At 65.9% G+C, this 12,121-nt stretch carries 14 protein-coding genes; 7 read left to right on the top strand and 7 right to left on the bottom strand.

Features of this window, described 5'->3' with window-relative positions:
- Positions 1-14 precede the first annotated feature (14 nt).
- Positions 15-461 (top strand): VOC family protein, encoded by a 447-nt coding sequence (locus ACZ7OI_RS22430; protein WP_470266132.1) that lies wholly within the window; start codon positions 15-17, stop codon positions 459-461.
- 47 nt (positions 462-508) lie between these two features.
- Here the strand turns inward: ACZ7OI_RS22430 and ACZ7OI_RS22425 are convergent, their stop codons facing one another.
- Positions 509-1,939: an FAD-binding oxidoreductase gene (locus tag ACZ7OI_RS22425; protein WP_470266131.1), complete on the bottom strand. Its 1,431-nt coding sequence runs from the start codon at positions 1,937-1,939 to the stop codon at positions 509-511.
- Between the two features lie 212 nt (positions 1,940-2,151).
- On the opposite strand from ACZ7OI_RS22425, the gene ACZ7OI_RS22420 reads away from it, so the two are divergent.
- Together ACZ7OI_RS22420 and ACZ7OI_RS22415 are read left to right on the top strand one after the other, a co-directional pair.
- The gene (locus ACZ7OI_RS22420) at positions 2,152-3,495 is read left to right on the top strand and encodes an MFS transporter (protein WP_470266130.1); all 1,344 of its coding nucleotides are present in this window, start codon (positions 2,152-2,154) and stop codon (positions 3,493-3,495) included.
- A complete protein-coding gene (locus ACZ7OI_RS22415) occupies positions 3,492-5,075 on the top strand; it encodes a N,N-dimethylformamidase beta subunit family domain-containing protein (RefSeq protein WP_470266129.1) in 1,584 nt (527 codons plus the stop codon). The genes ACZ7OI_RS22420 and ACZ7OI_RS22415 overlap by 4 nt, the downstream gene beginning before the upstream one ends.
- On the opposite strand, the gene ACZ7OI_RS22410 is transcribed toward ACZ7OI_RS22415, so the two are convergent.
- From ACZ7OI_RS22410 to ACZ7OI_RS22395, 4 genes are read right to left on the bottom strand one after another with little or no spacing between them, the layout of a single operon-like run.
- Positions 5,059-6,171, bottom strand: a complete 1,113-nt coding sequence (locus ACZ7OI_RS22410; protein WP_470266128.1) for a mandelate racemase/muconate lactonizing enzyme family protein — start codon at positions 6,169-6,171, stop codon at positions 5,059-5,061. The genes ACZ7OI_RS22415 and ACZ7OI_RS22410 overlap by 17 nt on opposite strands.
- Positions 6,168-7,070, bottom strand: a complete 903-nt coding sequence (locus ACZ7OI_RS22405; protein ID WP_470266127.1) for a dihydrodipicolinate synthase family protein — start codon at positions 7,068-7,070, stop codon at positions 6,168-6,170. The genes ACZ7OI_RS22410 and ACZ7OI_RS22405 overlap by 4 nt, the downstream gene beginning before the upstream one ends.
- A complete protein-coding gene (locus ACZ7OI_RS22400) occupies positions 7,067-7,945 on the bottom strand; it encodes an amidohydrolase family protein (protein WP_470266126.1) in 879 nt (292 codons plus the stop codon). Before ACZ7OI_RS22400 ends, ACZ7OI_RS22405 begins: the two co-directional genes overlap by 4 nt.
- A 4-nt stretch (positions 7,946-7,949) precedes the next feature.
- Positions 7,950-8,675 (bottom strand): creatininase family protein, encoded by a 726-nt coding sequence (locus ACZ7OI_RS22395; protein ID WP_470266125.1) that lies wholly within the window; start codon positions 8,673-8,675, stop codon positions 7,950-7,952.
- Between the two features lie 540 nt (positions 8,676-9,215).
- Here ACZ7OI_RS22395 and ACZ7OI_RS22390 point away from each other — a divergent pair.
- From ACZ7OI_RS22390 to ACZ7OI_RS22375, 4 genes are all read left to right on the top strand, one after another.
- Positions 9,216-9,488, top strand: a complete 273-nt coding sequence (locus ACZ7OI_RS22390) for a hypothetical protein (RefSeq protein WP_470266124.1) — start codon at positions 9,216-9,218, stop codon at positions 9,486-9,488.
- A gap of 108 nt (positions 9,489-9,596) precedes the next feature.
- Complete coding sequence (locus ACZ7OI_RS22385; RefSeq protein WP_470266123.1) at positions 9,597-9,917, top strand: hypothetical protein; 321 nt, start codon at positions 9,597-9,599, stop codon at positions 9,915-9,917.
- A 3-nt stretch (positions 9,918-9,920) separates the two neighbouring features.
- Positions 9,921-10,358 (top strand): SUKH-3 domain-containing protein, encoded by a 438-nt coding sequence (locus ACZ7OI_RS22380; RefSeq protein ID WP_470266122.1) that lies wholly within the window; start codon positions 9,921-9,923, stop codon positions 10,356-10,358.
- Between the two features lie 55 nt (positions 10,359-10,413).
- On the top strand, positions 10,414-10,785 hold the full coding sequence (locus ACZ7OI_RS22375) for an Imm10 family immunity protein (protein ID WP_470266121.1): 372 nt from the start codon (positions 10,414-10,416) through the stop codon (positions 10,783-10,785).
- A gap of 31 nt (positions 10,786-10,816) precedes the next feature.
- Here ACZ7OI_RS22375 and ACZ7OI_RS22370 read toward each other — a convergent pair whose 3' ends face one another.
- Positions 10,817-11,599: an IclR family transcriptional regulator gene (locus ACZ7OI_RS22370; RefSeq protein ID WP_470266120.1), complete on the bottom strand. Its 783-nt coding sequence runs from the start codon at positions 11,597-11,599 to the stop codon at positions 10,817-10,819.
- 55 nt (positions 11,600-11,654) lie between these two features.
- The gene (locus ACZ7OI_RS22365; protein ID WP_470266119.1) at positions 11,655-12,098 is read right to left on the bottom strand and encodes a MarR family winged helix-turn-helix transcriptional regulator; all 444 of its coding nucleotides are present in this window, start codon (positions 12,096-12,098) and stop codon (positions 11,655-11,657) included.
- Positions 12,099-12,121 lie beyond the last annotated feature (23 nt).

Here is a 12,121-nt window from a genome sequence, read left to right as displayed (position 1 = left end):
GAGGAGTCGAAATCATGGCAGTGCACGCCGTCGCCCACTTGAATTTCCGGGGCGAGGCCAGGGAGGCGCTCGAGTTCTACCGGTCGGTGTTCGGCGGGGACCTCCGGGTCGCGACCTACGGCGATTTCGGCATGCCGAAGGACGCGCCCGGCGCGGACCGCGTGGTGTTCGGTCAGGTCGTCGGCGAGAACGGGTTCCGGGTGATGGCCTACGACGTCTCCGGCCTCGCCGCCGCCGCGCCGGTCGGCGAGACCACTCGCGAGAACGGGATGACCATGACCACGGAGAAGTTCTTCCTGTCCGTCAGCGGCGATTCCGTCGACGAGGTCGGCGAGTTCTGGAAGAAGCTGTCCGAGGACGCGACGGTCATCGAGGCGTTCGGCCCGTCCCAGTGGGCTCCGGGGTTCGGCATGCTCCGGGACCGCTTCGGCGTCACCTGGATCCTGCAGGTCGCCGCCTAGCCCGCCGGTCTGCGGCCGGAGTCCTGCGCCGGCCGCAGACCGGCTTCTCACACCGGGCGCGGCGAGAGACCCTGCTCGAACGCGAGCACCCCACTCGGGTCGTACTTCGCCGCTACCGCCCGGAGCGTCCCGAGATTCACCCCGTAGTACGCGGTGGCCCAGTCCTTTTGGTCGTCGTTGATGTAGTTGACATACGCGCCGCCGGTGGCGAATTTCGCCAGTCGCGCCTGGACGTCGTTCACTTCGTGCTTCGCGGTCTCCCGGTCGACGTCCGGGTCGGCGGACAGATAAACCTGCACGTCGCCGAAAACGCCGCGGTGGGCGAACGCGGTGTCGGTGGGGCGGACGTCGGAAACCGCGGCGTCGAGCGGATTCACTTCCAGCGCGATCTTGGTCTCGCCGGTGACGAGCGCGCTCATCTGTGCCGGATCAGCTTTCCGTGCCAGGACTCGAGAAGCGGCCATGAATCGACGCCGCCCCAGGTTTCCGGACCAGAAATCCATCGCACCCAGATAATCGGTCTCCTGGAAACCGCTGACGGTGCCCTTGACCCCGGCGCGGCGTTCCAGATCGGCGATGAGTTCGCGCGCCTGCCGCTCGCCGCCGAGGAGGCAGCCGGGCACGCCCGCGGCCGGGTTCGGGCCGCCGAGCACCGAGATATTCGACCAGAATTCCCTTGGCACGGCGGTGATCCAGTCCTGCCAGGCCCCGTAAACGTCGGTGCCGGATCCCTCGGGGAAGTTCACCACGAACACCGTGACCCGCGGCGGCGCGGGCACCGTGCGGAAGGTGAATTCGGTGGTGACGCCGAAGTTCCCGCCGCCTCCGCCGGTGAGCGCCCAGCCGAGGTCCGAACCCGGGTCGACCGAACGCACCCGCAGATCGCGCGGCGTCACCACTTTCGCGCCGGCCAGGTGGTCGCACGTGAGCCCGTATTTCCGCATCAGCACGCCGATTCCGCCGCCGAGCGCGAGCCCGGCGATGCCGACCGAACCGCAGGTTCCGCCCGGCAGCGCGCGGCCTTCGGCGGCCAGCGCGTGATAGACGTCGATCAGCCGCGTGCCGGGGCCGACGACCGCGGTGCCGTTCCGGCGCACCTCCACGCGGTTCATCAGCTTGAGGTCCGCGACCAATCCGTCGCCCGGAGTGGAATATGCGACATAACTGTGGCCGCCGCTGCGAGCCGCGAACGGGATTGTGTTTTCCGCGGCGAACTCAAGGCACTTCCGGACATCGTCGGTGTCGACGCACCGGGCGATCGCCGGCGGGTAGCGGTCGTCGTAAAGGATGTTGAACGGCGGGCGGATTTCCTCGTAGCCAGCGTGATTTCGCTGCAGCAGCGCGCCGTGCAGCCGCCTGCGCAACGCGGCCCAGTCCGGTTCCCTTTCGGCCGCCTCCGCCGCGGTTGCAGTCCCGACCACGGCCGTGCCCGCGGCGACCGCGGACAACTGCAAAAGACGACGACGGCTCAACGTCATGGACGACCCCTCCACGGCCCGGCGGCCCGCCGCGCGCTGCGGAAACCCGCCGGCGCCCGCCCGAGATTCCCCTTGTCCGACGCCGCCAGCATAGACTAATCTTTCCGAAATAGAAGACGTATCTACGGTATCTCGAAAATGCGTGATTCGGGGGTTGTCGGGTCGAGGTCGACCGGCCTTGATCCGCCATCGGATCAGGAGGTGCGGGCGTCATGGGCGCGGACAGCTCTCACTCGGACGACTCCGGCTCGGCCCCGCCTCGTTCGGCGCGCCGGTCCGCGGTGCTGGCTTCCAGTATCGGCACGCTGCTCGAGTACTACGACTATTACCTGTTCGGCCTAGCCGCCGCCGTCGTGTTCCCGGCCGTGTTCTTCCCGTCCGCGGACCCGCTCACCGGGCAGTTGTCGTCGTTCGCCACCTTCGCCGTCGGGTTCGTGCTGCGCCCGGTCGGCGGCGTCGTGATCGGCCACATCGCGGACCGGTTCGGCCGGAAGATCGCCTTGATCCTCACCATCGTGCTGATGGGGATCGCCACGATTCTCATCGGCGCGCTGCCCGGATACCGCCAGATCGGCGTCGCGGCCCCGATTCTGCTCGTCATCCTGCGGTTGCTGCAGGGGTTTTCGACGGGCGGAGAAATGGGCGGCGCGATCTCGCTGGCCGTCGAGCACGCCCCGCCGCGCAAACGCGGTCTCTACGGTGCGTTGCTCCTTTCCGGGGCAGGCGTGGCGCTGCTCATTTCCTCCGGTTTGATGGCGTTGTTCGCGATGCTTCCCGACCGGGATTTCCTGGCCTGGGGCTGGCGGATCCCGTTTCTGCTGAGCTTCGTGCTGCTGGTCGCGGGCTTGGTCATCCGGCTGCGGGTGGGCGAAACACCGGAGTTCGAGCGCGCCCGCAAGAAGGATCCCAGCGCGCGCATTCCGCTGGTTGCCGTGCTGCGCCGTCCGCGCAATTTGATCTACGGCGTTCTGTTCGGTTTCGCCAACAGCATCGGCGGCTACGTGATCACCACGTATGGCGCTTCGTACATCAAAAAAGATCTCGGCATGCCCGCGTCAGTGGCACTCACCGCGACAATGGTCGCCGCCGGAGCGCAGATCATTCTCGCGCCGACCTGGGGTGCGTTGTCGGACCGGATCGGCCGGAAACCGGTGTTCCTCGGCGGCTGCGCCGGGCTCGCCGCGGCGATCTTCCCGGTGTTCTGGTTGTTCGAGACGAAGAACCCGGTCCTCGTGGCGGTCGCGATGGTGCTCGGCTTCTCGGTGTTCGTGATGGCGATGTCCGCGCTGTCCCAGACGATTCTGTCCGAGCTGTTCGACACCCGCTCGCGCGTCACCGGCGTCAACCTGGGATATCAACTCACTGCGGTGTTCGGCGGCGGGTTCGCGCCGTACCTCAGCGCGTGGCTGGTCGGCGCGACCGGTGCGGTGTGGGGCGTCGGCATCTACGTGATCGCCGGCTGCGTGCTCAGCGCGGTCGCGATGCTGATGTTGCCCGAACGTTCCGGGCAACCGTTGCCGGAGCCAGCCGTCGAACCGAAAGCCGCGACGGTATGACCTTGCTGGGATATGTCAGCGACGAACGCTATCTCGCCTTGCCGGACGTGACCGTCGAGATCAGCGACCGCGATGCGCACTGGACCGCCCGCTCCACCGCGACCGGCGCGATCCACGCCGACCTCTCGCCCGGCGTTTATCGCGTCACCCTCGCCAAGGACGGCTACGGAGCCAAACACGTCGACGTCGGACTCGGATCCGGCGAACCGCACCAGTTCCGGCTGCTGTCCGACCGGATTTTCGGCTATATCTGGCCGAAATGGGCCCGCGGCGGCGACGAGGGAGAGTTCCGGATCCACAGCCCCGAGCCGTACCGGCTGAGCCTGTGGCGACACGGCGCGGAGGCCGAGGAGACGGCGCTGATCGGCTGGTTCGACGAACACGCCCCGCGCGCCACGGTGCAGGTGACGCCGGACGGTGACTACACGCAAACCGGCGTGCGGTTCAACGAAAAAGGCTACGTCGATCCGTCGCACCGCCAGTACGTCACGGCTCCGGATCGCAGCGGACTGTACTACTTTCACGTCGAAGGCGAGTCCGGCGCCCGATTCTCGTTCCCTTGGGTGGTCGCGCCGCGCCAGCCGGCCGCGCCGATCGCCGTAGTCGCCTCCACGAACACATGGAACGCCTACAACAACTTCGGCGGCCGCAGCAATTACATCAACGCTTCCGGGCTGCCGACCGTGCCAGTTTTGGTACCCCGCTTGGAAATGCCCCGCTATCTCGAATCGAGCTTCAGCGAGCATGCGCTGCCCGACGACGCGTACCCGCCGCTGTCCTTTGAACGCCCGGAGCCGCTGAACCAACTCAAGGCCGAAGTCCAGCCGGAGGACCCGATCCGCGGCAGGCAGCCGTGCCACCTCGCCGCCGCGGAATGGCGACTGCTCAGCTGGCTGGAGCGCAACGGCTACGAATACGACCTCTATTCCGACGCACACCTGCACGACGGCACCCTGCCTCTCGACAGTTACCGTGCGCTGGTCCTGAGCACGCATCCGGAATATTGGTCCCGCGAGATGTACTCCGCCGTCTACTCGTGGGTGCACGATCGCGGCGGGAAGCTGGCCAACTTCGGCGGGAACGTCGCCGACTGCGAAGTGGCCTTCGCCGCTGACGCGCTGCAATTCCGTACCCAGGCCATCGAAACCGGTCCGTACGAGAGCCGGATGCACCGCACGTTCCGGCCGACGTCGGAGCTGTTCGGCGTCGTGTTCACCAGTGCTGGTGCGATGACCGGCGCGCCGTACGAAGTGATCGACCCCGGCCACTGGGCTTTCCGCGGTACCGGACTGGACAAAGGGGACTTGTTCGGAGTTCGGAGCCTGCACGAACGTTGTCCAGGTGGTGCTTCCGGCCACGAAACCGACAAGACCGGCCCGTACAGTCCACAAGGGACTCAAGTAATCGCGCGCGGCCTCAACCCTGGTGACGGCGGCGGCGAGATCGCTTGGTACAGCACGGCCAGCGGGGGCGAGGTCTTTTCGGTCGGCTCGATCACCTGGACGTCCGCGGTGCTGGTGGACGACGGCGTCTCCGCGGTGACCGCGAACGTGCTCGACCGGTTCACCGGACGCTTCTGAACCCCGCGGCGACGTCGTCGGTCACCTCGACGCCGAGGCCGGGTGCGTCGCCGAGCCGGACCTTCTGGCTGTCGCTGTCCAACGGCGTCTTGAGGATGTCGCGCTCGTAATAGTGCGCGCCGATGATGTCGGAGGGAATCCGGGCCGACAGCCCCGGAGCGGCACACGCGGCGTGCAACTGCGCCGCCGCGCCAATGCCCAGCTCCCCATTGGACCCGAGCACGACGTCCAGCCCGAACGCGTTGGCGAGGTGCGCCATCGAAACCACGCGACCAGGTCCGCCCGCCTTGCCGATGTACAGGCTGACCGCGTCCGCGGCTTCGGCTCGGATCACTGACACGAGATCGTCCACGCCGAACACGCTTTCATCCGCCACAATGGACAGTCCGTGTCCGCGCAGGCTTCGCATCCCGGCGAGATCCCCTGGTGCGACCGGTTGCTCGAGAAAGGCGGGATCCTGGGCGCGCATCAACGCGACCGCTCTCGCCGCGTCCGCAGGCCGGTAGCCGCCGTTCGCGTCCAGACCGAGGAACGTGTCCGCCCCGACGAGCGCGCGAGCATCGGCGAGACGGCGGGAATCCTCTTCGGGATCGAAACCGATTTTCAGCTTATAGCTGCGAAAACCTGCATCGAAGGCTGCGTGGTAGACGTCGCGGAGTCTTTGCCCGCTGCCGCTGAGGGAGCACTTCACCGGTACCTCGGTCCTTAATGGACCACCGAGCGCGGTTGCGAGCGGGACGCCGAGCGTGCGCGCGTACGCGTCCCACAACGCCGTCGAGATCCCCGCCTTGGTAAACGGCGCACCGGCCGCCGCGTCGTCCATGCGCCGCTCAAGGCTGGCGACCGGGACGAGCGGCTGGCCGAGGATCGCCGGTGCGAGCGCCTTTCTGATGAGATACTCCGCCGTACCAGCGTCTTCGCCGCTCCACTGAAGCGTCGCGCTGACTTCGCCGAGCCCGGTTGTCTCGTCCGAAGTGGTCACCCGGACCAGCAGGAAGTCGGAATGATCATGTGTCCCGCGCGCCCCGGCCACGACGAGTTCCGGCCGCACGACCGGACTGATCGCGGCGACCTCGACGTCTTCGACCGTATTCACAGGAACTCCCGGAACTCCTCGAGAAACCGGTCGATCATCCGGATGTCCTCGGCGTCCAGCCGATGCGCGGGCGCGCGACAGTACGGGCTGGCGAAGAACCCGCGGCGTACCGAAATCAGCTTCTCCGTCGCGATGATCCGCTCAGTGTCGAGCATCCAATACGAAATGTAGGGCAGCAGCCTGCGGTGCAACTCGTCCCCGCCCGCGTCGTCGCCGTTCTCGAACCGTCGCCAGATCTCCACGTAGATCTCGGTGAACGAACATCCCGGCTGTGTCCCGACGGCCCCGCGCCGGATCGCGTCCGGCAACTGCACTCCCGCGTACCCCTCGACCGCCGGAATCGGCGGATCCCCGGCGGCCAGCTCGGCGATCAACGGCCCCGGCGGGCTGGATTCGACCTTGACCAGCTGCAGATTGGCGTGCTTGGCCGCGATCTTGCGAAGGACGTCCGCGTCAAGACTGGTGCCGGTCTCCGCAGGCGCGTACTGCAACACCACCGGAGTCGGCGCCACCGCGTCAAGCACCTCCCGAATGTGCTTGACCAACGCCTTCCTGGAGGGTTGCAAATAATGCGGCGGCAAAAGATTGATCAAATCAGCGCCCGCCGCCACCGCCTCGGCAGCCCGCTTCACCGCGAGCCGGGTCGCATGGTCCTGGACCGCGACGATGGCCAAGACGTCCGCCCGTGGCGCGGTCTCCGCCAGCAACACCTCAGTCAGGGTCTGCCTTTCGTCCTCCGCCAGCTTGTAGAACTCCGACGCGAACCCCGGGAACATCACGCTGCCGACTCCGGTCCCGAGCACATGCCGGATCACGCGCCGAAAGCCGGAAACGTCGATCTCGCCGTCATCGGTAAAAGGCACTTCGAGAACGGGAGACACTCCCCGGATCGGCGTCATCGCGGTTTCCTCTCCAGGCCGAGTGCGGCGACCGCGTCCGCGTGAATGACTCGCTCGATCAACTCCGGGGAAATCTTGGGCAGCCTGGTGCCCTCGACGATGTCGTTGACCCGCCGGATCCCCGCCATCGCCTCCGCGGTAGTGGCGATCGGAAAGTCCGAGCCAAGGAGAAGCTTGTGCGGCACGCCCCACTCCTGCGCCGCGAGCAGGGATTCGTAACAGACCCACGGCCGGAGATAGATCGAGGAGACGTCGGCGTACACGTGCGGATGCTTGCGGATGGTCACCACCGTCTCGCGACCCCATGGATGTCCCATGTGCGCCATGACAATCCGGAGTTCCGGGAACTGCAACGCGACCTCGTCCGTGACCAGCGGATACGTGTACCGCAGCGGCGCCTGCCGAATCGGCGACGCGCCCTGATGGAACAAGATCGGCAACCCGTTCCGCTCGCAGTAGCCGTAAAAGTCCAGCGCCGGCTGGGACAGCGGGTCGAAATTCTGATAGTTCGGCCCGAGTTTCACCCCGACCAGCCCCAGTTCGCGACACCGGTCAGCCTCTTCGAAGACGTCGAGCGTGGTCGGATTCACCGACATGAACCCAATCCGCCGCTCCGGATCGGCTGTCACGAACGCCGCCGTGGCGGTATTGGTGTCCTCCGCCCGATACGGCAACCCCGTGGCCTCTTCCGGCTTCTCGACCGCGATGTTGAACACAATGGACAGATCGGCCGCCTCAGTGGCCTTGTCGTAGTCGTCCCAGGAATTCGTGGTAACCACAGCCCGGTCGGTCCGCCACCCGTCGTAAACGCGCCGCTCGTCCTCCGGCACCGTGGCCTGGTGGGTCGGAGTGTGCGTGTGCACGTCCACGATCATGGCTTCACAACACCTTCGCCAGCGCCACAAACCGGTCCGCGAGCCCATTGGCGATCCGCTCGAACCACCTGTGCCCCTGACTCTCCGTGGCTAACTCGGGCTGGTCGGTGTACCCGTCAATCTCCTGCCAGACCTGTCCGGAATGGATGTCCACATCAGACACTCGAGTCTGCGGCGGCTTCTCCCGTGCAGTCGTCTCCTGAACCAGCTCCCCGCGGACCGCCAACATCATCGAGGTCTCGAACTCGCCGGCATGCCCAGGAACGATGTCCTCGGTTTCGAGAACCCGCCAGTAATCGGTATGCGCCACCGCAAGCCCATGCCGGGTCGACGCCGCTCCCGCGAACGCGTGGCAGACGCCGACGTTGCCCCCGTGCCCGTTGACGATCACCATCCGCCGCCCGCCTTGGACCGCGATCGACCGCGCCAGGTCGTCAAGCACGTGCAACAAGGTCTGGGCCGAAAGAGAAAGCGTGCCGTTGAAGGGAAGATGGTGATCTGAAGCCCCGTACGGAATCGGCGGCGCAAGCAACAACGCCCGCTCAGCCCGAGGCGCCGCCACCTCGGCCGCGCGCTCGCACACGGCAGCCGCGAGAAACGCGTCCGTGCCAGTAGGCAAATGCGGCCCATGCTGCTCGGTCGCGCCGATGGGCACCAAGACAAGCGCCTCGGACAGCACCCCGCGCACCGTGGCGCGGTCGGCCTCCGCCCAGCGCAACAGTGCGCCCACGACGTCTCCCCGATACTCCGGTTGGCCTATCTTCCGGTATTTCGTAGAAGTCTTCCTGATTCAGAAAGATAGTCGATCGAGGAAGGAGAAGCAATGCCGTTGACCGGACGGCAAGAAGCGGCCCGGCCGCAGGTGGGGCTGCGGCCGGGCCGTGGACGTGCGGATCAGGCTTACCGGTCAGTCGGATCCTTCAGCACCCGCAACGCGGGCTCCGAACCGTTGGCTGGCCGCGTGATGGCGAACAATCGCTCGCCGCCCGTTGTCCATGTCAGTCTCCGAGTCTTTGCTCGCCAGCCTGCCGCCGCCGGAGCGCCGATGAGAGGAGGCTCCGGCGGGCAGGAGTCCTCGGAGTCCGGTTTTGGGGTATGACCAGTACCATAAAATCTTCAGCGCTGATGTGGGGGACGTAGCGGTGACGGCGACTGTCGAAACCGTAGAGAAGACGATTGAATTGTCGGATTTCGTGGTCTACCCGAAGGGGGACGCGATTTTCGGAACAGAGATGAGGGGCAAGCGATGGCGGATGACGGATTGTACGAAATGAGGGAAATCGACTTCTATGAGTACGACGATGGTGCGCGGCGGTTGCTCAGCCAAGGATCTTCTCTTGAAGAGCTGATAGCCGGACTGCGCGGCATGGGATGCCCTAAGATCGGCTGCATCGATGTCGTGGCGAGGATTGCCGAAATGCCGGTCAATGAGGCTAAACTGCTTGTCCATAACTCGGCAGCGTGGGCCGATGTGCGGAGGTCTGACGAGCGCTTCCACCGGCGAGTAGAAAAAGCGGCTCGAAAATTTGACGCGCAAGAGTGAAGGAACGCCGGGCTTTCGCTTTCCGCTCCGACCGCTCCGGCGACAGTCTCCGCCTGCATCGGCGGCAAGAGGTAGGACGCGGCGATGGCAGGCGGCAGATTTTTTGAAATGAGAGAGATCGACTTCTACGAGTACGACGAGGATGCGCGACGTTTGCTCGGTCAGGGTGTTGAGCTCGACGAGTTGATAGCTGAGCTGCGCACAATGGGCTGCCCTAAGGGTGGCTGCATGGATGTGGTGTCGAGGATTGCTGGAATGTCGCTCGGTGAGGCTAAACTGCTTGTCCATAAATCGCCGGCGTGGGCGGATGTCAGGGAGCCTGACGAGCGCTTCCAGCGGCGAGTGGAAAAGGCGGCGCGAAGCTATGACGGTAAAGATTTAGCGGGGGAGGCGCTGGAAGGTGTTCAGCGCAAGCCCGGGGAACTGTGAAAAATGGGCGAGCGGCCTTCGATAGAATTTCTGAAGAAAGCTGGCTGGACTCCTGGCCGTGAGGTGGACGTTTCAGGTTGTGTGCATGCCCTGGGGCGGGCTGGAATTGGTGTATTCCCTGGCGCGATCGAGTTTCTCCGGGAATACTCTGGACTCAGCATGCGCTGGACGAGGAGCGGCGGCTTCCCGGATGACCTCCAGTTGTCCGTGGCTCGGCTGATCGAGCATTTCGACCCGCGGTGGGTCGCCATCTACGCTGGTCGCGCGGGGACTGCGTTGGTGCCGGTAGGGGAGGCCAGCCGAGGCCACCTGCTCGTATTGGCCGGGAAAGACGGTCGCTGGTTCGGCGGTTTTGACGATGCATTCGGCGAGCTTGGCGGCGACTTCCTGTCCTGCCTCGACGGGTTGATCGCTGGTAATAGATTCATTCGCGAGTTATGATCTTGGGCGGCACGGGCGGTGATCGGAGGAAGGCTTGCGGACGGCAAGATCGGCTGTGGTGCACTTGGACGAGGAGTCCGAGATTCTCACGGTCGGCCTCGGTGAAGAAGCCGACGGATCGGGAAGAAGTATTCTAATCCAACGGCAGCTCGGCGAGTTCTCCCAGCAGGACGTGGAACTGGGGCAAGACACGTACTGTTTAATGACCGAAGACGGCGCGACGTGCTACGGCGGGATCATTGGATTCGTGCTTGACGGAAGCACTGTAAAGGTAACGCTCAGCGAAGAAGCGGCAAGCGTCCTCGGCTTGCCGGTCCGGCAGAGCATTGACTTAGAGGTTGACGCGGGGGAACGGGAGAGGCTGGAGCAGGCGATGGTTCAAGTCTTGGCCGGCGGTGCGCCGAACGGGCAGCCTCCCCGCTGTTGACGTGCCGCGGAGAGCCGCCTCCGGTGAACGCTCACACCGCAAACCCCAGCCGCCGAGAGACCTCCTGTCCCACCTGCACCACGCCCCGCGCCGCAGCTTTCCTCTTCTCCCCAACCAACTGCCGCGCAAACCCCGTCACCCCCACAGCCCCGGCGACTGCCCCCTCGGCGTCAAAAAACGGCGCAGCAAGGCAAGCGATCTCCGCCTGCTCCTCCTCGCTCTCCACCGCGTACCCATCCGCCCGCACTTTCGCCAGCAAGGCCAAAAACTGGCCCGCGTCAGGAGCGGCAGCCTTAGGCCCGACCCCGCGCGAAAGCCGCGATAGCAACGGCTTCAGCTCAGCCTCAGGAAGATGCGCAGCGATCGCCCGGCCGAGCGCGGTGAGGTCGAACGGGGCAACCTTCCCGCGGTAGGTATCGAACTGCACGAACCCAGGCGTAGAAGCCTTGGCCACATAAACGATCGAAGCGTCCTCCAGGATCCCCACATGCGCGGGCATCCCGAGGCTTTCCGCAAGCCGCCGCAAGTCGGCTCGGACCAGGGAAGGCAGGTCGACTTTCCGGACCAGTTCGATAGCCAAACCGTAGAGACGCAGGGTGGGCCGCCAGAAGTGGCTCCGTCCGACGACCCGCCGCACGGCATACCCCCGCTGCTCCAGCGTGTACGCGATAGACGCGCAGGTGGCGAGCGGCACCCCGGCGGCCTTCGCGAGCGCGGTCAGCGTCAGCGGCTCCTCGGCCCGCACGAGGGCCTCCAGCACGGTCAGCGTCCGGTCCGCGGCCGGCGACGCTGCTTTGCCCGGTGCGTCGCTCATCCGGCATCAACCTTTCGGATACCTGTAGTCATCTTCGGAACACGGTAGCGTCCCGTCATCCGCCCGGCTCGATCCGCGCGATCGTCCCCTCGGCCCACGATCGAATGGCTTCGGCCTGGGTGGAGGTCAATCCATCCAGGAAGTGGCGGCGGATGTTGCTGCCGTGGACCACCAAGGCCTCCTGAATCACCGAACGGCCGTGGGCGGTGAGGCTGATTCCGGTGCGCCGGCCGCTGCGTTCGCTGCGCGTCGGGGCGACCAGGTCGCGCGACTCCATCCTGGTCAGCTGGTGCGAGACCCGGCTTTTCTCCCAGCCGAGATTTTCGACCAGGTCGGCGACGCGCGCTTCGTGGCCGGGGGTGCGCCACAGGGTCACGAGGACGCTGAACTCGGCCTTCGAGATGCCGCATTCCCGCTGCAGTCCGCGGTCCAGTTCGCGCGTGAGCAGGCGTTGCGCGCGCACCCAGGCGTTCCACAGTTCCCAGTCGTCGGGGGTCATGAGCGGGAATCGTACCTGGGGAG

The sequence above is a fragment of the Amycolatopsis sp. NPDC114503 genome (genome assembly GCF_055633655.1).
Note: the sequence above shows the minus strand (reverse complement) of the source record. Positions and strands in the feature narration are given on the sequence as shown.